Annotated in this window: 21 protein-coding genes and 1 pseudogene; 12 read left to right on the forward strand and 10 right to left on the reverse strand. The window is 62.5% G+C overall.

The window, feature by feature from the left end; genetic code table 11:
- The first annotated feature begins 59 nt into the window (after window positions 1-59).
- The 6 genes from livH to F6X59_RS03025 all read left to right on the forward strand — a co-directional run bounded on the left by livH (window position 60) and on the right by F6X59_RS03025 (window position 6176).
- Window positions 60-983 (forward strand): high-affinity branched-chain amino acid ABC transporter permease LivH, encoded by a 924-nt coding sequence (livH, locus tag F6X59_RS03000; RefSeq protein ID WP_152954418.1) that lies wholly within the window; start codon window positions 60-62, stop codon window positions 981-983.
- Complete coding sequence (locus F6X59_RS03005) at window positions 980-2236, forward strand: high-affinity branched-chain amino acid ABC transporter permease LivM (RefSeq protein WP_152954419.1); 1257 nt, start codon at window positions 980-982, stop codon at window positions 2234-2236. The genes livH and F6X59_RS03005 overlap by 4 nt, the downstream gene beginning before the upstream one ends.
- Window positions 2233-3000: a high-affinity branched-chain amino acid ABC transporter ATP-binding protein LivG gene (gene livG / locus F6X59_RS03010; RefSeq protein WP_008097486.1), complete on the forward strand. Its 768-nt coding sequence runs from the start codon at window positions 2233-2235 to the stop codon at window positions 2998-3000. The genes F6X59_RS03005 and livG overlap by 4 nt, the downstream gene beginning before the upstream one ends.
- Window positions 3001-3702: an ABC transporter ATP-binding protein gene (locus tag F6X59_RS03015; RefSeq protein WP_152954422.1), complete on the forward strand. Its 702-nt coding sequence runs from the start codon at window positions 3001-3003 to the stop codon at window positions 3700-3702.
- An 88-nt stretch (window positions 3703-3790) separates the two neighbouring features.
- Entirely contained in the window at window positions 3791-4465 is a 675-nt protein-coding gene (locus tag F6X59_RS03020) for a COG3650 family protein (protein WP_152954424.1), read from the forward strand.
- A 103-nt stretch (window positions 4466-4568) separates the two neighbouring features.
- Window positions 4569-6176 carry an NAD(P)/FAD-dependent oxidoreductase gene (locus F6X59_RS03025; protein WP_152954425.1) on the forward strand — a complete coding sequence of 536 codons (1608 nt, stop codon included), beginning with the start codon at window positions 4569-4571 and terminating at the stop codon, window positions 6174-6176.
- Between the two features lie 70 nt (window positions 6177-6246).
- Here F6X59_RS03025 and F6X59_RS03030 read toward each other — a convergent pair whose 3' ends face one another.
- From F6X59_RS03030 to dinG, 6 genes are all read right to left on the reverse strand, one after another.
- Complete coding sequence (locus F6X59_RS03030) at window positions 6247-6711, reverse strand: glycine zipper 2TM domain-containing protein (RefSeq protein WP_152954427.1); 465 nt, start codon at window positions 6709-6711, stop codon at window positions 6247-6249.
- 223 nt (window positions 6712-6934) lie between these two features.
- The gene (gene pdxH, locus F6X59_RS03035; RefSeq protein WP_103449444.1) at window positions 6935-7582 is read right to left on the reverse strand and encodes a pyridoxamine 5'-phosphate oxidase; all 648 of its coding nucleotides are present in this window, start codon (window positions 7580-7582) and stop codon (window positions 6935-6937) included.
- Window positions 7583-7601: 19 nt separating this feature from the next.
- The gene (locus F6X59_RS03040; RefSeq protein ID WP_152954429.1) at window positions 7602-8579 is read right to left on the reverse strand and encodes an OmpA family protein; all 978 of its coding nucleotides are present in this window, start codon (window positions 8577-8579) and stop codon (window positions 7602-7604) included.
- Window positions 8580-8678: 99 nt separating this feature from the next.
- Window positions 8679-9824: a serine hydrolase domain-containing protein gene (locus F6X59_RS03045; protein ID WP_346652675.1), complete on the reverse strand. Its 1146-nt coding sequence runs from the start codon at window positions 9822-9824 to the stop codon at window positions 8679-8681.
- Window positions 9825-9968: 144 nt separating this feature from the next.
- The gene (locus F6X59_RS03050) at window positions 9969-12206 is read right to left on the reverse strand and encodes a beta-galactosidase (RefSeq protein ID WP_152954433.1); all 2238 of its coding nucleotides are present in this window, start codon (window positions 12204-12206) and stop codon (window positions 9969-9971) included.
- Between the two features lie 81 nt (window positions 12207-12287).
- Window positions 12288-14432 (reverse strand): ATP-dependent DNA helicase DinG, encoded by a 2145-nt coding sequence (gene dinG, locus F6X59_RS03055; protein ID WP_152954435.1) that lies wholly within the window; start codon window positions 14430-14432, stop codon window positions 12288-12290.
- A 98-nt stretch (window positions 14433-14530) separates the two neighbouring features.
- Here dinG and F6X59_RS03060 point away from each other — a divergent pair, with 98 nt between their 5' ends.
- On the forward strand, window positions 14531-14995 hold the full coding sequence (locus F6X59_RS03060; protein ID WP_152954437.1) for a CopD family protein: 465 nt from the start codon (window positions 14531-14533) through the stop codon (window positions 14993-14995).
- Window positions 14996-15092: 97 nt separating this feature from the next.
- Here F6X59_RS03060 and F6X59_RS03065 read toward each other — a convergent pair.
- From F6X59_RS03065 to F6X59_RS03080, 4 genes and pseudogenes are all read right to left on the reverse strand, one after another.
- Window positions 15093-15859, reverse strand: a pseudogene (locus tag F6X59_RS03065) (collagen-like protein).
- A complete protein-coding gene (locus F6X59_RS03070) occupies window positions 15852-16127 on the reverse strand; it encodes a DUF1145 domain-containing protein (protein WP_152954439.1) in 276 nt (91 codons plus the stop codon). Before F6X59_RS03070 ends, F6X59_RS03065 begins: the two are co-directional and overlap by 8 nt.
- Window positions 16128-16228: 101 nt before the next feature.
- The gene (locus F6X59_RS03075) at window positions 16229-16942 is read right to left on the reverse strand and encodes an OmpA family protein (RefSeq protein WP_152954443.1); all 714 of its coding nucleotides are present in this window, start codon (window positions 16940-16942) and stop codon (window positions 16229-16231) included.
- Between the two features lie 88 nt (window positions 16943-17030).
- On the reverse strand, window positions 17031-17720 hold the full coding sequence (locus F6X59_RS03080) for an OmpA family protein (protein ID WP_152954444.1): 690 nt from the start codon (window positions 17718-17720) through the stop codon (window positions 17031-17033).
- Between the two features lie 159 nt (window positions 17721-17879).
- Here F6X59_RS03080 and F6X59_RS03085 point away from each other — a divergent pair, with 159 nt between their 5' ends.
- The 5 genes from F6X59_RS03085 to F6X59_RS03105 all read left to right on the forward strand — a co-directional run bounded on the left by F6X59_RS03085 (window position 17880) and on the right by F6X59_RS03105 (window position 22538).
- Window positions 17880-18374 carry a DUF6231 family protein gene (locus F6X59_RS03085; RefSeq protein ID WP_152954445.1) on the forward strand — a complete coding sequence of 165 codons (495 nt, stop codon included), beginning with the start codon at window positions 17880-17882 and terminating at the stop codon, window positions 18372-18374.
- A gap of 227 nt (window positions 18375-18601) precedes the next feature.
- Entirely contained in the window at window positions 18602-19876 is a 1275-nt protein-coding gene (locus tag F6X59_RS03090) for a site-specific integrase (protein ID WP_152954447.1), read from the forward strand.
- Between the two features lie 150 nt (window positions 19877-20026).
- The gene (locus F6X59_RS03095) at window positions 20027-20755 is read left to right on the forward strand and encodes a BRO family protein (RefSeq protein ID WP_152954449.1); all 729 of its coding nucleotides are present in this window, start codon (window positions 20027-20029) and stop codon (window positions 20753-20755) included.
- Window positions 20756-20780: 25 nt separating this feature from the next.
- Window positions 20781-21131, forward strand: coding sequence for an HNH endonuclease (locus F6X59_RS28880; RefSeq protein ID WP_178120026.1), 351 nt, complete (start codon window positions 20781-20783; stop codon window positions 21129-21131).
- A 1008-nt stretch (window positions 21132-22139) separates the two neighbouring features.
- On the forward strand, window positions 22140-22538 hold the full coding sequence (locus tag F6X59_RS03105) for a hypothetical protein (RefSeq protein ID WP_152954453.1): 399 nt from the start codon (window positions 22140-22142) through the stop codon (window positions 22536-22538).
- The last annotated feature ends 13 nt before the right edge of the window (window positions 22539-22551 follow it).

Here is a 22551-nt window from a genome sequence, read left to right on the forward strand (position 1 = left end):
GCGGTTTCCTGGCCTACCCCCGCCAGCGAAATGCAAATCAGGTTTTTAGGAGCGCTGTAATGCCTGAGATCTACCATTTCTTCCAACAACTGGTTAATGGATTGACCATCGGCAGCACCTATGCCTTGATCGCCATCGGCTACACGATGGTGTACGGCATCATCGGCATGATCAACTTCGCCCACGGCGAGGTGTACATGATCGGTTCCTACGTGGCCTTCATTGCCCTGGCAGGCCTGGCCATGATGGGTATCCATTCGTTGCCGATCCTGATGACTGTCGCTTTCGTCGCGACGATCTGCGTCACCAGTGCCTATGGCTACAGCATCGAACGGGTTGCCTACCGCCCCCTGCGCAACAGCAACCGCCTGATCCCGCTGATTTCCGCCATCGGCATGTCGATCTTCCTGCAGAACACGGTCTTGCTGTCGCAAGACTCGAAGGACAAATCCATCCCCAACCTGATCCCCGGGAGCTTCTCCTTCGGGCCGGGCGGCGCGGAAGAAGTCCTGATCAGCTACATGCAGATCCTGGTGTTCGTGGTCACCCTGGTGGCCATGACCTGCCTCACCCTGTTCATCTCCCGTTCTCGCCTGGGCCGCGCCTGCCGCGCCTGTGCCGAGGACATCAAGATGGCTAACCTGCTGGGCATCAACACCAACAACATCATCGCCCTGACCTTCGTCATCGGTGCCGCCCTGGCGGCCGTGGCAGCCGTACTGCTGAGCATGCAGTACGGGGTGATCAACCCCAACGCCGGTTTCCTGGTGGGCCTGAAGGCCTTCACTGCGGCGGTACTGGGCGGCATCGGCAGCATCCCGGGCGCCATGCTCGGCGGGCTGGTGCTGGGCGTGGCCGAAGCCTTCGGCGCCGACATCTTCGGCGACCAATACAAGGATGTGGTGGCATTCGGCTTGTTGGTTCTTGTCCTGCTGTTCCGGCCGACCGGCATCCTGGGCCGCCCGGAGGTTGAAAAAGTATGAACAGAAATCTCAAACAGGCGTTCTTCAGCGCCTTGCTGGTGTGGGCCGTGGCCTTCCCGGTACTGGGCCTGAAACTGAGCATCGACGGCATCAGCCTGGCGGTGCACAGCCAAGGGTCGTTCACCATCAGTATCATCGCCGTGTGTTCGGTGCTGATGTTCCTGCGCGTGCTGTTCGACAAGCAGTGGAGCTCGGTGATGGGCCGTCGCTCGGACCGCAAGCTGATCCCGCCAGCCGTCAGCAACTACCTGACCCTGCCGAAAACCCAGCGCTATGTGATCATGGGCCTGATCGTCGCGGCCCTGGTGTGGCCGTTCTTCGGCTCGCGCGGGGCGGTCGACATCGCCACGCTGATCCTGATCTACGTGCTGCTGGGCCTGGGCCTGAACATCGTGGTGGGTCTGGCCGGTCTGCTCGACCTTGGCTACGTCGGTTTCTATGCCGTCGGTGCCTACAGCTACGCGATGCTCTCGCACTACCTGGGCTGGAGCTTCTGGGTCTGCCTGCCGATTGCCGGCCTGATGTCGGCTACCTTCGGCTTCCTGCTCGGCTTCCCGGTGCTGCGCCTGCGCGGTGACTACCTGGCGATCGTGACCCTCGGCTTCGGTGAGATCATCCGCCTGTTCCTGCGTAACCTCACCGACTGGACCGGCGGCCCCAACGGCATCAGCAACATCCCCAAGCCGGAGTTCTTCGGCCTGACCTTCGAGCGCAAGGCCGCCGAGGGGATGCAGACCTTCCACGAGTTCTTCGGGCTGGAATACAACTCGATCAACAAGGTCATCTTCCTCTACCTGGTCGCCCTGCTGCTGGCGCTGCTGGCGCTGTTCGTGATCAACCGCCTGCTGCGCATGCCGATCGGCCGTGCCTGGGAAGCGCTGCGTGAAGACGAGATCGCCTGCCGTGCACTGGGCCTGAACCCTACCGTGATCAAGCTCTCGGCGTTCACCCTGGGTGCCTGCTTCGCCGGTTTCGCCGGCAGCTTCTTCGCGGCGCGCCAGGGCCTGGTGACGCCGGAGTCGTTCACCTTCATCGAGTCGGCGATCATCCTCGCCATCGTCGTGCTCGGCGGCATGGGCTCACAACTGGGCGTGATTCTCGCGGCCATCGTGATGATCCTGCTGCCGGAGCTGATGCGTGAGTTCAGCGAATACCGGATGCTGATGTTCGGTGCGCTGATGGTGTTGATGATGATCTGGCGTCCGCAAGGCCTGCTGCCTATGCAACGTCCCCACATGGAGCTGCGTCGATGAGCCGCGAAATTCTGCAAGTCAGCGGCCTGAGCATGCGCTTCGGCGGCTTGTTGGCGGTCAACGGCGTGGCCCTGACCGTCAAGGAAAAACAAGTGGTGGCGCTGATCGGCCCAAACGGCGCCGGCAAGACCACGGTGTTCAACTGCCTGACCGGCTTCTACAAGCCCAGCGGCGGCACCATCCTGCTCGACGGCCAGCCGATCCAGGGCCTGGCCGGCCACCAGATCGCCCGCAAGGGCGTGGTGCGGACCTTCCAGAACGTGCGCCTGTTCAAGGAAATGACCGCGCTGGAGAACCTGCTGATCGCCCAGCACCGTCACCTGAACACCAACTTCTTCGCCGGCCTGTTCAAGACCCCGAACTTCCGCCGCAGCGAGAAGGAGGCCATGGAGCGCGCGCAGTACTGGCTGGAGAAGGTCAACCTGACCGAGTTCGCCAACCGTACCGCCGGCACCCTCGCCTACGGCCAGCAACGCCGCCTGGAAATCGCCCGCTGCATGATGACCCAGCCACGGATCATCATGCTCGACGAACCGGCTGCGGGCCTGAACCCGAAGGAAACCGAAGACCTCAAGGCACTGATCGCCTACCTGCGTGAGTCGCACAACGTCACCGTGCTGCTGATCGAGCACGACATGAAGCTGGTGATGAGCATTTCCGACCACATCGTCGTGATCAACCAGGGCACGCCCCTGGCCCACGGCACGCCGGAGGAGATCCGCGATAACCCTGACGTGATCAAAGCCTACCTGGGGGAAGCGTAAATGCTGAAGTTCGAGAACGTTTCCACCTTCTACGGCAAGATCCAGGCGCTGCACAGCGTCAACGTGGAGATCAACCAGGGCGAAATCGTCACCCTGATCGGTGCCAACGGCGCCGGCAAGTCGACCTTGCTGATGACCCTGTGCGGTTCGCCGCAGTCGCACAGCGGCAGCATCAAGTACCTCGGTGAAGAGCTGGTCGGCCAGCCGTCCTCGCACATCATGCGCAAGAGCATCGCGGTAGTGCCGGAAGGCCGCCGGGTGTTCGCCCGCCTGACCGTCGAGGAAAACCTGGCCATGGGCGGTTTCTTCACCGACAAGGGCGACTACCAGGAGCAGCTGGACAAGGTCCTGCACCTGTTCCCGCGCCTGAAGGAGCGTTACATCCAGCGCGGCGGCACCATGTCCGGTGGCGAGCAGCAGATGCTGGCCATCGGCCGGGCGCTGATGAGCAAGCCCAAGCTGCTGCTGCTCGACGAGCCTTCACTGGGCCTGGCACCGATCATCATCCAGCAGATCTTCGACATCATCGAACAGCTGCGCCGTGACGGCGTGACGGTGTTCCTGGTGGAGCAGAACGCCAACCAGGCGCTGAAGATCGCCGACCGGGCGTATGTGCTGGAAAACGGCCGGGTGGTGATGCAGGGCACCGGTGAAGCCCTGCTGACCGACCCGAAAGTGCGCGACGCGTACTTGGGTGGTTGAATGAAAAAGGGCCTTCGGGCCCTTTTTTCTGCCTGCAGGACGTGTATCGTGGCCAGCTCTTTGGCAAAGATTCCCCGGAGCCCGCCCCATGCGCCTCACCCCTACCCTGCTGCTCACTGCCCTGCTGCCCCTGTTCGCCGGCTGCCAGTTGCTGGCCGAGCAGCCCCGTGACCCGAACATCGGTACCACGCGCATGCAGGGCGAGCTGAGCGCAGGCGGCGGCCGTCTGTTGTTCAAGCCCTGCGGTGAAAGCCGCCACTTCGTGATCAACGACGTCGCTGGCACCGGCATCCTCCAGGAGTCCGTCAACCTGGCCAAGAACGCCAACGCCAAACTGTTCGCCGACGTGCGCGGGCGCCTTACCGGCAGCAAGCAGGCCGACAACGATGGCCAGTTGGAGGTCAGCCGCCTGTACCGCCTGGAGCCCTCCACCCGTGCCTGCGACGACCCCAATTTCAAGCAACTGACCCTGCGCGCCAATGGCCACGAACCGGATTGGGACATCAAGGCCAGCGGCAAGGGCATGGTGCTCAACCGCGTCGGCAAGGACCCGCTGCCCCTGCCGTTCCTCGAAGAAGAAGTGCCCGGCGGCGGCCTGACCCTGACCAGCGAAGCCAACGGCCAGCACGTGGAACTGTGGGTCGCCCCGCAACGCTGCGTCGATGGCGCCACCGGCGCCGTGCGTCACCTGCGCGCCGAGCTGCGCATCGACGGCCAGACCCTGCGCGGCTGCGGTTACTACGGCGGCGCGCGCGACAACTGATCGCCGGGCGCTTTTATCCTGCCAGTCAGGGCGGCTAACAGCTTATACTTGGCGGTTTGTGTAAAGCCGCCGGCCGCCCATGGCCGGGATACTGGACCCTGCCATGCTACGAATCACCGAACTCAAGCTGCCCCTGGACCATCCCGACGAAGCCCTGCGTGAAGCCATCGTCCAGCGCCTGGGCATCCGCGACGAGCAACTGCTCAGCTTCAACCTGTTCAAGCGCAGCTACGATGCGCGCAAGAAGAACAGCGAGCTGCTGTTCATCTACACCATTGACCTGGAAGCCAGCAACGAAGCCGAGCTGCTCAGCAAGTTCGCCGACGATCACAACATCAGCGTGGCACCCGACGTCACCTACAAGTTCGTTGGCCAGGCCCCGGCCGACCTGCAGGAACGCCCGATCGTGGTCGGTTTTGGCCCGTGCGGCATCTTCGCCGGCCTGTTGCTGGCCCAGATGGGTTTCAAGCCGATCATCCTCGAACGCGGCAAGGAAGTGCGCCAGCGCACCAAGGACACCTGGGGCCTGTGGCGTAAAAGCGTGCTCAACCCCGAGTCCAATGTGCAGTTCGGCGAAGGCGGCGCCGGGACCTTCTCCGACGGCAAGCTCTACAGCCAGATCAAGGACCCGAACCACCACGGCCGCAAGGTCCTGGAAGAGTTCGTCAAGGCCGGTGCGCCGGACGAGATCCTGTACATCAACAAACCGCACATTGGCACCTTCCGCCTGACCGGCATGGTCGAGCAGATGCGCCAGGACATGATCGCCCTCGGCGCCGAAGTGCGCTTCCAGGAAAAGGTCACCGACCTGCTGATCGAAGACGGTCAGCTGACCGGCGTGGTGCTGGAAAGTGGCGAGCAGTTGCACTCGCGCCATGTGGTCCTGGCCCTGGGCCACAGCGCCCGAGACACCTTCCGCATGCTGCACGCCAAGGGCGTGTACATGGAAGCCAAGCCGTTCTCGGTGGGTTTCCGTATCGAGCACCCACAAACGCTGATCGACAAGGCACGCCTGGGCAAATACGCCGGCCACCCGAAACTTGGCGCTGCCGACTACAAGCTGGTGTACCACGCCAAGAACGGCCGTTCGGTGTACAGCTTCTGCATGTGCCCGGGCGGTACCGTGGTGGCTGCCACCAGCGAGCCGGGCCGTGTGGTGACCAACGGCATGAGCCAGTATTCGCGTAACGAGCGCAACGCCAACTCGGGCATCGTCGTCGGCATCGACCCCGAGCGCGACTATCCGGGCGGGCCACTGGCCGGCATCGAACTGCAAGAGCGCCTGGAAGCCCACGCCTATGTGATGGGCGGCAGCAACTACCAGGCGCCAGCGCAGCTGGTGGGCGACTTCGTCGCTGGCAAACCGTCCACGGCGCTGGGCAGCGTCGAGCCGTCGTACAAACCGGGTGTAACGCTGGGCGACCTGGCGCCAAGCCTGCCGGACTTCGCCATCGAGGCGATACGCGAGGCGCTGCCGGCCTTCGACCGCCAGATCAAAGGCTACAACCTGCATGATGCGGTGCTGACCGGGATCGAAACGCGCACCTCGTCGCCACTGCGCATTACCCGTGGTGCGGACTTCCAGAGCCTGAACATGAAGGGGCTGTTCCCCGCAGGTGAAGGTGCGGGGTATGCCGGGGGGATTCTCTCAGCAGGTGTGGATGGCATCCGCATTGCCGAGGCCGTGGCTCGCGACATGCTCGGCCTGTGAAGCCAGTGCAGGACTAACAAAAAACCCCGAACAGGCCTGGCCTGTTCGGGGTTTTTATTTACCGCTACGATCAGTGCGAAACGCGGCTTGTACCGTCAACGGTCATGATGCGCACGCGGTCGCCAACGCGGAAGACTTCGTTCTCCTGCACGGCCTGCACATAGGCGCGCATGCTGCCATCGTCTTCACGCACGGTGATTTCAACACCCTGGGTGCGGGTGATGCCTTCCTCAGCGGCCGAACCTGCCAGGCCACCGGCCACGGCACCGATCACCGCGGTGACGATGCTGCCACGGCCACCGCCAATGGCGCTGCCGGCCACGCCACCGACGATGGCGCCAGCACCACCGCCGATCGGGGTCTTGGTACCTTCGATCTTGACTGGGCGCAGGGATTCGATGGTGCCCATGCGCACAGTCTGCACACGACGGGCCTCATCACGGGAGTAGCTGTCACCGGTCAGGCTCGAGGCACAGCCACCGAGCAGCAGCGACATGGTGGTGAAAGTCGCCACCAGCAAAGCGGATTTACGCATGGGTACAATCTCCAGAAAACAGGTGTCCATTAGACGCTGCGCCTTGACCGCTGTCACGGCGCCAGCACAAAAAAATTATTTCCATTCAGCCCCTGTACAGCCTTGATAGCCAGTAATGCGGGCGTTACAGCTCAGACCAAGGATAGCCACGGATTACTTCATCATGTGTGAAGAAGTGTTGGCTAGAGGGGGGGGGTGGGGCTGCCTGGCAGCCCCGGGGATGTCACGGCGCCAGGCGCTCCCGCGCCCACTGCCCGTCGACCAGACGGTAGTTCAGGCGGTCATGCAGCCGACTGGCGCGCCCCTGCCAGAACTCGATCCGCTCGGGCAGCAAGCGGTAGCCGCCCCAATGTTCCGGGCAATGCGGCTGGGTATCGGAGAAGCGTGCTTCGGTGGCCTTGACCAGGCCTTCGAGCTCCTCACGATTGGCAATGACACGGCTCTGCGGCGAAGCCCAGGCCCCCAGGCGGCTGCCCAGCGGGCGCACCTGGTAGTAGTCGTCCGACTCCTTGGCCGTGACCTTTTCCACCCGCCCTTCGATCCGTACCTGACGCTCCAGGGCCGGCCAGAAGAAGGTCATGGCAGCGAACGGGTTGGCCAGCAGTTGCTGGCCCTTGGCGCTGTCATAGTTGGTGAAGAAGGTGAAACCACGGTCATCGAGGCCCTTGAGCAGCAGCACACGACAGTGTGGGCGGCCCTCGCCATCGACCGTGGCCAGGGTCAGGGCGTTGGCCTCCACCGGTGGTTGCTCGGTCTTCACCGCGTCGGCAAACCACTGGTGGAACAGGGCGAACGGCTCACCCGGGGCCTGGGCTTCGGCCAGGCCATCACGGGTGTAGTCGCGGCGCATATCGGCCAGGGATTGGGTCATGGCTGCGTTTCCTTGACGATCAGTTGGTCTTCGCAGGGCTGTTGGCGGCTACTTTCTTGTCGGTGGTAGCGGCTTTCTTGGCGGCAGGCTTGGCTGGCGCGGCTTTCTTCTTGGCAGTGGTCTTCGCTGCAGGTTTGGCAGCGGTTTTCTTCGCTGCTGGCTTGGCGGCCGGTTTCTTCGTCTCTACAGGTTTGGCGGCAGGCGCCTTGGCATCCTGCACGGCAACCATCGCAGCCGGAGTTGCCACCGGGGCAGCGTGCTGATACTTGGCCAGCAGGGCAACCATGGTGTTCTGCGGCGTCAGCAGCATTTCCACGCGGCGGTTCAGGGCGCGGCCTTCGGCGCTGTCGTTGGCGGCACGCGGCATTTCCGAGCCCATGCCCTTGAGCGACAGGCGGTCACGCTGCAGGCCACTCAGGCGGAAGATCGCCGATACCGAGGCAGCCCGCTCCAGGCTCAGCTTCTGGTTGGCGGCAGCTACACCGCTGCTGTCGGCATGGCCGAGTACCAGCACGGCAGTCTTCGAGTCGCCTTCGACGGCCTTGGCCACGCGGGTGATCGGGGCCAGGGTCATCGGCAGCAGCATGTTCGGGCGGTCGGGGTTGTACGAGCTGTCGACCGGGATGGTCACCACCAGCACGTTGTCACGGCGCTCAACCTCAAGCTTGCTGTCCTTGACGGCTTCACGCAGCTTTGGTTCGTACTGGTCCAGCCAGGCCTGGGTGGCCTTTTCGTCGATCTTCGGCACTACCGGCCCTTTGGCCTGCTTGTCATCACCGCCAAACGGCCACCACCAGTGGCTGGCACTCTCGGACTTGGCGTCGGCCTTGGCGACTTTCTCGGTAACCGCCGCTTTCACTTCCTTGTCGGCAACCTTGTCCGAACCGAACGGCCACCAGTTGCTGCCGCCGTCCTTGGAGGCGTCCTGGGAATGGCTGGCGCAACCGGTCATAGCGGCCAGGCACAGGGCGAGAGCTAAGGTTTTATGTGAAGACATCAGCGATACACCATGAAATTGAAAGATATTTTGCCAACGCACATCAGGCGTTGGCATTGAGGATAGTCAAAGGGGTTGCGTAATACCCGCTTTACCCGATCAAAGGCAAGTGCCAAGCACACGCACCAGCTGCTGGGCCCTTGGATCCATGAGCACGTAAGGGCCAAGGGTATTGACCACGAAGCCGAAGGCCACATCGTGCTCCGGGTCGGCGAAGCCGACCGAGCCGCCAGCGCCTGGATGGCCGAAAGCACGGGCGCCGAGGCCAAAGGTGGCGTTGGCCACATCGGGCTGATCGAGCATGCAACCCAGGCCGAAACGGGTCTGGGTCAACAAGGTACGGTCCTGGCCCAGGCTGTGTTCGCGGGTCAGTTCGTCGAGCAGTTCGGATTCGAGCAGGCTGCCGTCGAGCAGGCCCGCGTAGAAGCCTGCCAGGCTGCGCGCATTGCCGTGGCCATTGGCCGCCGGCTGTTGCATGCGCCGCCATTCGGGTTTGTTGGTGCTGGTAAGGATTGCCGGCGGGTTGGTGAAGGCGCGAGTCGACAGCGCCTCGGGTTCACGCATGGTCACCTGCAGCAGGCGCTGGGCTGCGGCATCACCCGCGTTGCCCTTGCCACGAGCAATATGCGCCACGCGGTGGAACTCCTCGTCGGCCAGGCCGACGTGGAAGTCCAGGCCCAGCGGCCGGGCGGTACGGGCGACGATCGACTCACCCGGGCCACGGCCATCGACGCGGCGGATCAGTTCGCCAATCAGCCAGCCATAGGTGATGGCGGCATAGCCGTGCTCGGTGCCGGGCGCCCACCAGGGCGTTTCGGCGGCCAGGGCATCGACCATGGTTTGCCAGTCATACAGGGCTTCAGCCGGCAGCAGCTCGCGGATGGCCGGCAGGCCGGCACGGTGGCTGAGCAACTGACGCAGGGTGATGTGCTGCTTGCCGGCCTGGGCGAACTCCGGCCAGTAACGGGCAACCGGGGCATCCAGGGCAAGCTTGCCCTCACCCACCAGCTGCAACGCAGTCACGGCGGTGAAGGTCTTGGTGCAGGAAAACAGGTTGGCGATGGTATCGCTGTGCCAGGCCTGCTGGCCGTCCTTGTCGGCGCTGCCCGCCCACAGGTCGACCACGGTCTCGCCACCAACCTGGATGCACAGCGCAGCACCACGCTCCTGGGGATCTTCGAACAATGCTGCGAACGCTTCACGCACCGCTTCGAACTTCAGCTCATAGTGACCCTGGATCTGCACCCGCTGTTCTCCGTACGACCATGCTGACAAAGGCGTGCATTGTTTCAGTAGTTGGCGGTTTTGCCTACTGGGCAAGGCTGGATGGTCGGTGCCGATACGCAAGGGTCAAATGTGCCAGGGGCGCTGAGCGCCCCCGGTAGACATTCAGGGGGCCTTTTTCTCCAGCTCGCTGCGCAACTGACCAACGGCCTGCAGGTTGCTCTTGCGCACCGCCTCGACGAACCCCGGGTACGCCACGTCGGTGATCGCCACCAGGCCCAGGTGGCCGTTCTCGCCATCGAGCAAGCGCCCGCTGGCCGGTTGGTCGAGGTACTGGAACCAGTGCGCGCCGACGATCATCGGCTGTGCCAGGGCAGCTTTGAGGAAGTTGCCATAGGCCGGCCCGCGGTCCTCTTCCCTGGCCACTTCCACCGGCCCCGGCCAGAACGGCCCACGGTCGCGGGAGCCGAACTGGAACTCGGACACCAGCACCGGCTTGTCGAGTTCGGCCAGGCGGGCAAAGTCATAACCATCCTCGGGCTTGAGGGTATAGAAGTTGAAACTCAGTACATCGCAGAACTCGGCGCAGGCCTTGACCGCTTCCGGCGTGCTCGCGGCATAGCGGCCACCCAGCAGCAGGTGGTTAGGTGCATGCCATTTCAGTGCATCAGAAATGGTCTTGAAGTAGGTTTCGGCGAATACCTGCTGGAAATACTGGTAATCACGCTCGATTTCCGGGTGCTCGGGATTCGGCAGCGGCGCCTCGAAGCCTGGGTCTTCCATCAGCTCCCAGGCCTGCAGGTCGATGCCCCAGGCCTTGGACAGCCCCTCCTGGTTGCGGTACTTGTCGCGCAGTTGCTTGAGGAAGGCGCGTTTGGCCGGCACGTCGGTGGTCAGGCGCAGGGTACCGTAGGCCAGGCCATAACGCGCCTTGGGGTCGTTGCCAGGCGCCGCCCAGGCAAGCTCGTTGTCGGCGAAATAGCCGATCAGCCAGGGATCGTCACGGTGATCGCGCGCGGCAATGGCCACGGCGCGCTCCGTGGCCATGGCAAAACGTGGGTCGAACGGGTCAGGCATGCGGCCCCACCAGTCCATGCCAGTGCTGATGCTGGCATAGTCACCGACGATCGACAGCGGCAAGGTATAGGGCATGCGTTTGGCCTGGTCGATAGCCGGGTCACTCCAGTTGCCCAGGGTATTGAAGCCCCAGGCCTGCAGCCGGTCCAGCGTGTGAGCCTGCCAACGCTCGGCATCCAGCGCCAGCGGTGGGCAGGCAGGGGTTGCTTGCCCCTCCACGGCTGGCGGGCAAGGTTTGCCATAGGTGCGCTGGATATTCGCGGCGTAGAAATCGAACCAACGCCCCTGCTTGAAGCTGCGCCCTTGCGACGAGGCGTTGCCATCGTCGTTGTTACCTTCACCATAAAAGGCCGTCAGTGCGTCGCCTTCACCAGGCAAGGCCTTGAACATCCGCTCGCGGCCGGCAACGTAGGTGCGCCCACCATCGGCGGCCACGGCATTGACGCCCAGCGAGTAGAAGGGGTGCCCTTGCGGGGTGACCAGGTACCAGCGGCCGTCGCGCTTCTCGGTGCGGAAAAAGCCCTTGGCTGCGAACGCCGGCCCGGCCAGCAAGCCACCGTAGCTGTCCAGTTGCTGCTTCTGACGCTCAGCCAGCCAGCTCTTGAGCTGCTGCTGTTCGCGAGTGTCAGCGGCCTTGAGCTGATCGTCACTGGCAATTTTCTCGGGCCAATGCCCCCGGGTGGACTGGCCGTAGGCATCGATCAACTCGTGGTAGGCCGCCTGGTAGGCAAGGTCGTCGTCCTGGATGCCGACCTTCTCGATCAGCAGGTTCTGCGCCACTTTCGGGTTGGGTATGGTCAGGCTGACGGACACCACCTGCTTGAGGTCTACCTCACCAGCACTGCTGGTCAACAGCAACCGCTGCCCATCGTAGACCCATGGCATCGGCGGGCCCGCACGCATGCCCTGGCTCAGCGGCGAACTGGCCCTGAGCGGCACCATGACGGTTTGCGCAGGCCCCGCAGGCAGGTCGATACGGCTGGTCAGCATGCGCCCATCGCTGCCGAGCAGCGTGACGTCGACGGTCAAAGCCCAGTCCTGGGCGCTTTGCATGCGCAAGGTGAGGAACTGCCCCGCCGACCAGTCCCACATGCCGCTCTGCGGGCTCAGGCGCAAGGTCGGCCGTTCGACCGGATTGAACACCACCCGCCTGAGCACCTCGCCCTCGGCCGTCTGCTCCGCATTGTACTGCGGCATGCCGGTGCCTTCGGTCGCCACATTGACCACCGAGGCCGGGCGGACGAAGCTGAACAGCGTCTGTTGCCCGGCCAGCAAAGGCGCGCTGAACAACAGAGTGAATACCACGGGCAAGGTGCGGCGGATCATAGGGCTGGGGCTCTCCTTCCAGGCCCTCATGGGCCCGCGACTGAGTGATGGACAACGGGCCGGCGCATCGTGCTCCGGCCGTCAGGAAATCTCCCGCCGAAAAGGCGGCAGCGCATTGAGAATAGCCTTGCCGTAGCGCTGTGTGACCAGGCGCCGATCCAGCAGGGTGATGACGCCGCGATCCTGCTCGGTACGCAGCAGGCGACCGCAGGCCTGGATCAGGCGCAGCGAAGCGTCGGGCACGGCAATCTCCATGAACGGGTTGCCACCGCGGGCTTCGATCCATTCGGCCAGGGCCGCCTCGACCGGGTCGTCGGGCACGGCGAAGGGGATCTTGGCGATGACCACATGCTCGCAATAGGCACCTGGCAGGTCGACACCCTCGGCGAAGCTGGCCAGGCCGAACAGCACACTGTGCTGGCCGTCGTCGACCCGTGCCTTGTGCTTGTTCAAGGTTTCCTGCTTGGACAGGTTGCCCTGGATCAGCACCAGCTTGCGCCAGTCACGGTCCAGGCCGTCGAACACTTCCTGCATCTGCTTGCGCGAAGAGAACAGCACCAGTGCGCCACGGGCATCTTCGACGATGTTTGGCAGTTCGCGGATGATCGCCGCAGTGTGTGCCGCCGCGTCGCGCGGGTCGGCCTTGAGGTCGGGGACCCGCAACAGGCCGGCATCGCCGTGCACGAACGGGCTGGGCACCACGCAAGTGACGGCATCGCGGGGCAGCCCCGAGCGCATGCGGAAACGGTCGAACTTGCCCAGTGCGGTCAGCGTGGCCGAGGTCACCAGGGCGCCATGGGCGACGCTCCAGAGACTGCGGCGCAGCATCTCGGCGGCAAGAATCGGGCTGGCATTGACCTCGATGTCGAACAGCGCGCCGCTTTCGGCCAGGGTCAGCCAACGCGCCATGGGCGGGCTGTCTTCCGGGTCTTCGGCAGTGAACGCGGTCCACAGCTCCCAGTTGCCCTGGGCGCGGGTGACCAGGCTGCCGAACAGCGGGTACCACTCTTCGGCCTGATGGCTGGCGATGCCGATGTTGACCTCACCGTCCATGCCTTCCTTGAGCAGGTCGGCCAGGCGGGTGAACAGGTCATTGAGGCGGGCGAAGCCCTTTTTCAGCTCGATGCCGACTTCGCGGATCTGTTCCGGCACCACACCGCCCTCGAAGCGATAACGCGGGCGCTCTCGGCCTTCGGTGTCCTCGCTCGGGCGGAAATCGGCGACCTGCTCGCACAGGGTGAACATGAACTGCTGCTGGGTGCGCACTTCCCGGGCCAGTTCCGGCACCTGTTCGATGTACTTGCCCAGGTCGCCCGGCAACGGGTGCTGGGCCAGCAGCTTGGTCAGGTTCTTGGCCGTCTGTTCCAGCCAGTCGGCAGTGGAGCGCAGGCGCGAATAATGGGCGAAGTGGCCGATGGCCTTGTCTGGTAGGTGGTGGCCTTCGTCGAACACGTACACCGTGTCGCGCGGGTCAGGCAGCACCGCGCCACCGCCCAGGGCCAGGTCGGCCAGGACCATGTCGTGGTTGGTGACGATCACATCGACCTTGCCCATGCCTTCACGGGCCTTGTAGAACACGCACTGCTGGAAGTTCGGGCAGTGGCGGCCTGTGCACTGGCTGTGGTCAGTGGTCAGGCGGGCCCAGTCCTGGTCCTCGACGGCCTCCGACCAGCTGTCGCGGTCGCCGTCCCAACGGTTGCCGGCGAGCTTTTCGATCATGCTGTTGAACAGCTTCTGGCTACGCTCGTCGACCTCGATGTGGAAGCCTTCTTCCTCGAACAGCTGGGCAGTGGCCGACTGTGCGTGGCCCTCCTGCAGCAGGATATCGAGCTTGGACAGGCACAGGTAACGGCCGCGGCCCTTGGCCAGGGCGAAGCTGAAGTTCAGGCCGCTGTTGCGCATCAGGTCCGGCAGGTCCTTGATGACGATCTGCTCCTGCAAGGCCACGGTCGCGGTGGCAATCACCAGGCGCTTGCCGGCGGCCTTGGCGGCCGGGATCGCAGCCAGCGCGTAAGCGACCGTCTTGCCGGTACCGGTGCCCGCCTCCACCGCAACCACGGCGGGCTCGCCCGCACGGCGGCCTTCGTCGTCACAGGCGATATCGCCGAGCACCTTGGCCACTTCGGCGATCATCAGGCGCTGGCCATACCGCGGTTTGAGGCCCTTGGCTTCGAGAAAACGCGTGTAGGCGCCCTGGATGGTGGCTTTGAGTTCGTTGCTGATCATGGTCTGCTGGCGCCCGGAGGGCTGGATATATTTTCAGTGTTTCGCATGGGGCGGCTATCATACCCCGCTATTGCCCTTTGTGCCGCATGGAGATCCGGATGCTTGCCTTTGCCCTGCCCTACACATTGCATGTCCTCGCCGCCCTGGTATGGGTCGGCGGCATGTTCTTCGCCTGGCTGGTGTTGCGCCCGGCAACGGTTGCAGCCCTCGAAGGGCCTGCCCGCCTGCGCCTGTGGGTGGAAGTTTTCCGACGCTTCTTCGTCTGGGTCTGGCTGGCCGTGGCGATTCTGGCGATAAGTGGTATCGGCATGTTGCACATGCGTTTCAGCGGTTTCGAGACTGCGCCCAGATATGTGCATGTGATGATGGGTGGCGGGATTGCCATGTTCGCGCTGTTCATGCGCATTCAGGCATTGCTGCTGCCCGAGCTCAAGGCGGCGGTGCAGGCCGAGGACTGGCCGGCGGGCGCTGCGGTGCTCGGACGCATTCGACGGATGGTGGGGATCAACCTGCTGCTGGGCCTGGCGGTCGTCGCGGTGGCCAGTTCGCGGTTGGTGATGTGACGTTCTACGCTGCATTTGCGGCGATTGTGAGACCGAGCGCCGCCCGCGCGGCGCTCGATCTCACAGGCCCTAGAACTCTAAAGTCAGGCGCTCGGCCTCAGAGACGCTGCAAAATCAGTTCACCCTCAGCGCCAGCCAACCCAGGCTGACCCTCCTGCCCCGGCCGACCATTGGCCCCGGCATCGGTGCGATACACCAGGCAACCCTTGCTCGCCCCGCCTTTACCGGCCTTGCCAGCGGCCCCGGCCTTGCCCGGCGCACCACCCTCCAGGCGTACCACAACGCGCTCCTGCGCGAACCCCTGCGGCAGGCTCAGGCGAATTCGCCCGCCAGGCGCACCATCATGCCCGTTGCCACCGTCATCGCCATTCGCCCCTTTGCTTGCCTGGCCCCAGGTGCAGCCGCCAGCCTGGCCATTGGCGCCATCAAGGCCCATGTAACCCGGCGCCCCGGCGCCCCGGCGCCACCACGGGCATCGATGGCCAGGCGCTCGGCATCGACCTTGGCGAACTTCAACTCCAGGTTGCGCCCAGAGCGTGCAGCCCGTTCATAGGTGCCGGGCGCCCCTGGCGCGCTGATCTCGCTGCCCTCACTCAGCACAGCATTGCGTACATCGATGAGCAGCGGTGCGTCGGCAGGCGCAATGGCAATCCGCGCATCGCGGCCCAGTTGCAGATGATCGACCTTCAGCTCGGTCAAGGTCGCCGGCAGCAGCAAGGTCGCCGAGTCCGCTACACGCAATTGTTCCAGGTGCACGCTGGCCGACTTGTTCGGCAGGCGCAGCATGGAATGGGAGGCAACCTCCAGGCTCTGCGCCTGGGCCATGGGTGCGGCCAATACCGCCAGCAACATCAATTTACGCATGGCGAGGCGCCTCCTGCGGACGGGGAACGGACATGACATGAAAAATACCGGTCAGCAGGATCTGCAACCGGTCGAACCAGCGATGGCTGCGGCCACGCAAGCTGCCATTGAAAAACAGCACTTCAAGAAAATGCAGGCTCAACACAAAAATGCCCAAGGCATTGATCAACAGATTCAACGGCAACGGTTGCGGCATCATCAGGTTGAACAGCACCACGCCCCAGAACGCCACGGTCAGGACCTTGCCCAGGCCCAGGATGAACTTCATACCCCGCCCCTACGTGTCTATTTATTGTTATGTCTACGCGGCCCGAGCAAGCGCGCCGCGCAGCCAACACTACCTGCATGCCCAGGCACGCGCCAGCGCAGTCAGTTGAGGTGCAAGTCCACCCGTCGGTTGTGCGCACGCCCTTCATCGGTGGCGTTATCGGCGATCGGCTCACGGGCGCCACGGCCTTCGCTGGTCACCTTCTGCGGCGCCAGGCCCTGACGGATCAGGTACTCGGCGACACTGGCGGCACGGCGCTCGGAAAGCGCCTGGTTGTAGCTGTCGGAGCCAACGTTGTCGGTATGCCCGACCACCTTGATGCGCGTGACACCCAGCTCGCTGAGGCGCGGTAGCAGGCTTTTCAGGCGCTCCTCGCTACCTGGGGTGAGGTCGGCGGAATTGAAGGCGAACATCACCTGGCCCTGGTCGTCGAGGGTGATCACCTCGGGTTCGGCCTGCGGTGCAGGTTTGGATGGCGGATACTGCGGCAGCGGGCAGCCCATGTGGTCAACCGCTGTGTTGGCCGGGGTATCGGGGCAGCGGTCGCGACGGTCGAACACACCGTCCTTATCCTCGTCACCATCCTGGGCATAACAGATCAGCCCACCGGCGATCGCGCCGAGGGCACCGAGGCCGGCCGCCCAGCTCGAGTTTTCGATGGCGCCAAGGCCACCACCCACCGCACCACCGAGCAGGCTGCAGATGGGCCAAGTCCTTTGATTGAGGGGCGCACTGCCGTCACTGTGGGTGGCACAGCCCGCAAGCAGGCTGGTCACCACCAGCAATGGCAACGCCGCCTTCGACATTACACTCATGATGAATGCTCCTGTGTCATCGGCCGCAACCGGCTAGCAGGATTAAAGACGCGCCCGCGCCACTTCTCAAGGCGCGGGCGCCGAGGCGTCAACGCTGGATCTTGATTTCGGTACGACGGTTCATGGCACGCCCCTCGGCCGTGGCATTGTCTGCCACTGGCTGGGTTTCGCCAGCACCTACCACCGAAACGAAGCTGGAGCGAGGCACACCACTTTCGATCAGGTAATCGGTTACCGAGTGGGCACGGTGCTCGGACAACTTCTGGTTGTACTTGTCGGAGCCCACGCTGTCGGTGTGGCCGGTCACGGTCAGACGGGCACTCGGGGCCTCTTGCTTCAAGCGCGTGGCAACCGTGTTCAGGCGCTCCTTGTCGGCCGCAGTCAGGCGCGAGGAGTTGAACTCGAAGTGCACATCACGAATGACGATCACTTCTTCCTTCTGTACAACCACTTCCTCGACCACAGGTGGCGGCGGCGGGCAGCCATTGGCATCGACCTTCACGCCGTGCGGCGTATGCGGGCACTTGTCACGGCTGTCCGGCACGCCATCACCGTCCTCGTCGCCATCGCCGTGAGCCCAGCAATAGCCTGCCGCCAGGCCACCACCGAGCAGCGCGCCCCAGCCAGCCCAGCTGGAACTCTCGATGGCACCCAGGCCGGCACCGGCGACGCCCCCGACGGCAGCGCACTTGGGCCAGTCGGTTTTTTGCAAACCTGCACAACCAGTCAACACACTGGTGAGCAGTACCAGGGGTAACGCTGTGCGTACTATGCTCATTTTCGTAGCTTCTCCTAGGGGAATCGGCATAAGACCGATCTATGGGAGTAAAGACCGCGCAATCCATCCCTGCCAGCAATAAGCCACGACGCGGCCACTTGCCTCTATGCCGGCGGACAGCAGCCCGCTAGTCTTGGATGACTTGAACGAGGATTGGCAATGACCGACGGTTTTTCCCAGCGCACGCCGCAACAAGCCCTGGCCGCCCTGCTAGAGCGCTTCACCCCGCAGCGCCTGCTGCTGGTGGGCACCCGCTTCCCGGCCCTGGAGGCCTTTGCCCAGGCTCACCCCCAGGTGACCATCGAAACCTGTGCGCCGGGGCCATTGCCGGCTGTGCTGGCTGCGCAACGTTTCGACCTGGCGGTGCTGGTGGACTGCCTGGAACACCTGCCCAAACGCACCGGCCTGCAACTGCTGGGCGGCATCCGCAACCTCAACGCAAGCCGGGTTGCCGTACTGGCCGACCTGCCCGCCTGCGGGTGGCAAGACACCGACTTCTTCTCCCTCGCGCTGTCGGCCAGCGAGAAATTCCGCCGTGATGAGCAGGTATTGAGCTTGTTCACCTATGATCTACATGACTACAAGCAGGTCCCGGACTGGCTCAACGCCAAGTTCTGGGCCAACCCGGAAATGTTTGGGAAGTACTGGTGGTAAACCCATGAATATCAAGGGCTTACCTCACCATGAACACTATCAGCGCTACGCCAGAGCAGGGCCAACTGTCACCAGCCTGTCACCAGCCTTGTCACCAACGACCAGCTCAGGCCCTTTCTGTCTGGCATTATCGACGCTCAGGGATCTACTACCTTCGAGTCCGTCCACGGGGTTGCTCATCGCGTAGCCTCACCCTCTCTCTCCGCTCCACCGATAGGCCAACCGCTATGCAGTTCTCCAAGGACATCCTCAAGACACTGGCTGTCTTCCACCTCGACCGCCCTGAGGCTTCGTGGGAGGACCTCAAGGAGCGGCTCAAGGAGATCGCTGAGGACGCCCTACAGGGCCATAGCGAGGACTCACGGGGCCTCTACATGGAACTCTACGACCAGATGAGCGACCACCTCGCTGAGGCTGCCTCGCTTGGTCGGTTCACTCAGACCCAGCACAGGGCAATCGGCACAGGCCAGCGGGTCCTTAGAGCTGCTCAGGATCGTCTGGAGGGTCGCCCTCAGGAACTCATAGGGATCATTGGGGAGCTGTCTTGTAGCACGCCTGTGGCCCCTTCTCCGTCCCAATCTGTATTACTGTCCCATGACCCGATCACCTTCAAGGGCCTCTCCGAGATGTTCCTCAAGGAGCGCCAGGGCAACGTCACCGACTCCACGCTGGATACGATTGGCTCCAACTGTCGAGTTCTCAGCGGCCTCCTTGGAGATTTGGACCTCAGGACCCACACGAGGGCCGATATGGTCGCCCTCAAGGAAAAGGTCGTGGAAGGCCGTAAGCCGCTGACGATTAACAAGCTGCTGGGCCATTTATCAACTGTCATGGATTGGGCTGTTAACAATGGTTTTCTTGAGCGTTCCTTCGACAAGGGCCTAAAGATCGAGCGAGGCGCTGAGAGCACCCGTAAACCGATAACACGGGAGCAAGTGGCGACCCTGATGGACCACGCCAACGGCCTGCCTGTGGATGATTGGAAGCGCTGGGCATTGTCCCTTGGGGTCCTCACAGGGCTTCGCATTGGGGAGCTTTACCAGCTCACTCAAGAGGACGTGAGGCAGGTGGATGGCATCACGGTCATCGACATCAACAAGGACGAGAACACGGGCAAGTCGGTGAAGACCCCGTTCTCCGTGAGGCTCGTTCCGCTGGTCGATGGGGCCTATGGTTTCTCCCTTGCGGCCTTCCTTGAGTGGGTCAAGGGGAACCAAGGACGCCTGTTCAAGCAAAAAGAACACTACTTCAACAAGCCACTCAACGATGCCCTCAGGGAACCTCTGGGGCTGAAAGCTGGTGGTGACCAGTCATTCCACTCGCTGCGGCACTCCATCTCTGGGCTCATGAAGGCCGCTGTGACTCCAGAGGCGATCATGCAGGCCGTCACTGGGCATAGTGCTGGAAACATTACCAATGACCTCTATGCGAGGACCCAGAGGCTGCCCGTGAAGGTTATCCATGAGGCGCTCGTGAAGGCGTTCGCCCTGGTCGCCAAGTAACCCGTACCGCGTTCCTACGTGAAATCTACGGGACTCGCTGGGGCGTAGTGCTGTCCTTTGCGCGTAGGGCGGTATCCGCTTTGCAAGGGAAGCCCAAGAAGTGAAGGGTCTACCGCTTGCCGGTAGGCCTGCTTTGAGAAACGCATTTTCATGGGCATCGAGCTGGATGTCCTGGTGGGTCACCCTGAGCATGAGCTGCTGTTCATCTCAACCCAGGTGGCCAGAGCGGTTGGCTTGAAGAACCCAAGCAACGCTGTTTCCTCCTTCCGGTCGCACAATGCGGACGTTAAGGGTCTCATCCAGTTCCGAGAGGTTCTGTCGGTCTACCACTCGTTGGGAGACTGTAAGAATGTCGATGGGGTCTACCAACAATTGGTAGGCCGCCCCAATAGCTCGGTCATCCAAGTTAATTCGTGGATGGGCACTGAAAGCTGGGTCTATCAGATGCTCATGCGAGGTGACCTGAAATCCGCCAATGACTTCCGCTCGTGGATAGCTGATGAAGTGGCTCCGACCATCCGCAAGACCGGCTCGTACAACGCGGCTGAGTCGGACAACCCGATAGCCGTGGGCATCATGGATGAGCTGAAAGCCCTGCGCGGTGAGGTGGTTGAACTCAAGGAGATCGTTAAGGCCTCTTGCTGCTGGGTCGTGACTGCTCAATCTGTTTTGGTCATTTCTGATACTGGGTCAATTTGTCCTCACTATTGGGAGACACCCAACCAACCCTCAGGAGGACCCTACCATGTTCAACCCAACCGCAATGCCATCCCTGGCCGACCTTCAGGCCCGCTACGAGATCGACCCAGCGAGCCCCTCGGGCTTGTCCCGTATCAAAGCCACAACTGGCCGCAATGGCCGGGTAGGCCCAGTCGTTAGCCTCGGCTCAGATGGTTACTACCGTATGCAGTTCAACGGCCAGTTCTATCGTACCCACCGAGTCATCTATTATATGCACACTGGAATTGACCCGGCTGAACTTGTTATCGATCACCGAGATGGTGACTGCCTCAATAACAATGTTGAAAACCTCCGAGCCTGTACCCAGCAACAAAACAAGTGGAACTCCAGAAGGTACGCAAAGTCTTCCGATCTTCCAAAAGGGATCTCGAAGTTGCCCAACGGCTGGTATCGAGTCCAAGTGTCGATCAATGGCGAACCTCACGTGTCCGAGCTGGCTAACATCAGGGCAGCCAAGAATTACCTGAAGACACGGCGCAAAGAGTCACACGGTGAATTCGCAAGAAACGAGTAGGCGCCAATCATAAGTAGTGGGCTCATGTCAATAGGAAGTTATTAGACCCTCACTATTGGGAGAGCACCCAGAGAACAAAATAAATTTCTCTGAGATGCCCTTCCAGATTCCTACCGCCCACCACGGGCGACCGAGACGACCGAGACGACCAGTGCGACCACCCTTCATGGGAGGCACGCCAAGCGCTCAACCGTTCCCCGGTAAGCAGACCCCTACGCGGGATGTCTGGCTCCAGTAGGAAGGAGCGCAGCTTGATATTGTCACCCGTTAGCCGATGTCCATGGAGGACACCGCTGGGAGACCTTGCACGGGATTGGGGCCACCGTGTATTGCTCAAGTTGCACGGGGGCCTTTAACTTAAAGATCTTAAAGATTACTCATTGAGTAACCCTATAATTATTATCTTTAATTAAATCCTTATTCTTTATCTTTAGATTTCTCTAAGTTAGGGATTGGTCTGGCGACCATGATAATCCCTATTCTCCAAGTCCATCTTTAAGGAGGCCCTATGCGCTACCACTTCAAGTTAGATGGTCTCAGTTCAGCCCATGCTACTCGCCTGTTGTCCATCGAAGCGGCCATGTTGAATGGTCGTACCCGCCTCGCAGTGTTCGACTTGAAGAACCTTAACGTCTTCTCCAACCAGAGCCCAGAGGCGGCTACGGCATTCGTGTCGGGCAGACTTGGGGCGTACCTCATGGAACCCCTTGAGGCCGTGTCGGCTGCTACTGGTCTCGACTTACTCAGTCTTTACCGGACCGTCCGTGGCGTTCCTGTGGTCCTCACGGGTCGCCCATTGCAATAACTCAGTGTCGCCTCACTGATAACTCAAAGATGCCCTCCCAGGCCCGCCATGTCCTGATCCAGCATCAGCAACATCCAACCCAAATCAAGAACCTATTCGTCAGCCTTGGAAGATGCCCACGCGGCTCTCTCCTTGCCGTCTTGTCGTGCGCGTCTATGGCGCCAAGGCTGAGCGAATGGGTCACCGCAAGGAGTCCCTACACCATGCAAATCAAAATCACCAAAGTCCTGAAAAACGAAGTCACCGTATGCGGCCAGACCCTGACCCGTGAGTACGCCGAGAACATCATGCTGCCCATGCTGGTCGCCCAATGCGGCACCGTGAAGGGCCGTCAATTCGAGGTCGTTAAGGCCTTCGATGAGGCCGGTCTGTCGCTCTCAGCGGTCCCCGAGGTCGCCCGAGAGTACGCCTCGGACAAGGTAGAGAAGGCCCGTGAGCAGGCCCGTAGACAAGCTGAGGCCGATGCCCACGCTGAGCGATTCCGCGAATGGACGCCCCGTGAACTGGCTCAGGCGAAGAAAGACAGGGAAGACCGAGCGGCTGCCATTCGAGAGCAAGGCGAGCGTGTCCGTGCTGCCAATCGTCGTAATGCTGGCTGGTAAGCCTCGACATCCA

The sequence above is a fragment of the Pseudomonas sp. MN1F genome (genome assembly GCF_009391885.1).
GTDB lineage: Bacteria > Pseudomonadota > Gammaproteobacteria > Pseudomonadales > Pseudomonadaceae > Aquipseudomonas.

Excerpts from the sequence above, each read along its gene's own strand:
- livH (WP_152954418.1), top strand. The coding sequence starts at position 60 with ATGCCTGAGATCTACCATTTCTTCCAACAACTGGTTAATGGATTGACC.
- F6X59_RS03005 (WP_152954419.1), top strand. The coding sequence starts at position 980 with ATGAACAGAAATCTCAAACAGGCGTTCTTCAGCGCCTTGCTGGTGTGG.
- livG (WP_008097486.1), top strand. The coding sequence starts at position 2,233 with ATGAGCCGCGAAATTCTGCAAGTCAGCGGCCTGAGCATGCGCTTCGGC.
- F6X59_RS03015 (WP_152954422.1), top strand. The coding sequence starts at position 3,001 with ATGCTGAAGTTCGAGAACGTTTCCACCTTCTACGGCAAGATCCAGGCG.
- F6X59_RS03020 (WP_152954424.1), top strand. The coding sequence starts at position 3,791 with ATGCGCCTCACCCCTACCCTGCTGCTCACTGCCCTGCTGCCCCTGTTC.
- F6X59_RS03025 (WP_152954425.1), top strand. The coding sequence starts at position 4,569 with ATGCTACGAATCACCGAACTCAAGCTGCCCCTGGACCATCCCGACGAA.
- F6X59_RS03030 (WP_152954427.1), bottom strand. The coding sequence starts at position 6,711 with ATGCGTAAATCCGCTTTGCTGGTGGCGACTTTCACCACCATGTCGCTG.
- pdxH (WP_103449444.1), bottom strand. The coding sequence starts at position 7,582 with ATGACCCAATCCCTGGCCGATATGCGCCGCGACTACACCCGTGATGGC.
- F6X59_RS03040 (WP_152954429.1), bottom strand. The coding sequence starts at position 8,579 with ATGTCTTCACATAAAACCTTAGCTCTCGCCCTGTGCCTGGCCGCTATG.
- F6X59_RS03050 (WP_152954433.1), bottom strand. The coding sequence starts at position 12,206 with ATGATCCGCCGCACCTTGCCCGTGGTATTCACTCTGTTGTTCAGCGCG.
- dinG (WP_152954435.1), bottom strand. The coding sequence starts at position 14,432 with ATGATCAGCAACGAACTCAAAGCCACCATCCAGGGCGCCTACACGCGT.
- F6X59_RS03060 (WP_152954437.1), top strand. The coding sequence starts at position 14,531 with ATGCTTGCCTTTGCCCTGCCCTACACATTGCATGTCCTCGCCGCCCTG.
- F6X59_RS03070 (WP_152954439.1), bottom strand. The coding sequence starts at position 16,127 with ATGAAGTTCATCCTGGGCCTGGGCAAGGTCCTGACCGTGGCGTTCTGG.
- F6X59_RS03075 (WP_152954443.1), bottom strand. The coding sequence starts at position 16,942 with ATGAGTGTAATGTCGAAGGCGGCGTTGCCATTGCTGGTGGTGACCAGC.
- F6X59_RS03080 (WP_152954444.1), bottom strand. The coding sequence starts at position 17,720 with ATGAGCATAGTACGCACAGCGTTACCCCTGGTACTGCTCACCAGTGTG.
- F6X59_RS03085 (WP_152954445.1), top strand. The coding sequence starts at position 17,880 with ATGACCGACGGTTTTTCCCAGCGCACGCCGCAACAAGCCCTGGCCGCC.
- F6X59_RS03090 (WP_152954447.1), top strand. The coding sequence starts at position 18,602 with ATGCAGTTCTCCAAGGACATCCTCAAGACACTGGCTGTCTTCCACCTC.
- F6X59_RS03095 (WP_152954449.1), top strand. The coding sequence starts at position 20,027 with ATGGGCATCGAGCTGGATGTCCTGGTGGGTCACCCTGAGCATGAGCTG.
- F6X59_RS28880 (WP_178120026.1), top strand. The coding sequence starts at position 20,781 with ATGCAGTTCAACGGCCAGTTCTATCGTACCCACCGAGTCATCTATTAT.
- F6X59_RS03105 (WP_152954453.1), top strand. The coding sequence starts at position 22,140 with ATGCAAATCAAAATCACCAAAGTCCTGAAAAACGAAGTCACCGTATGC.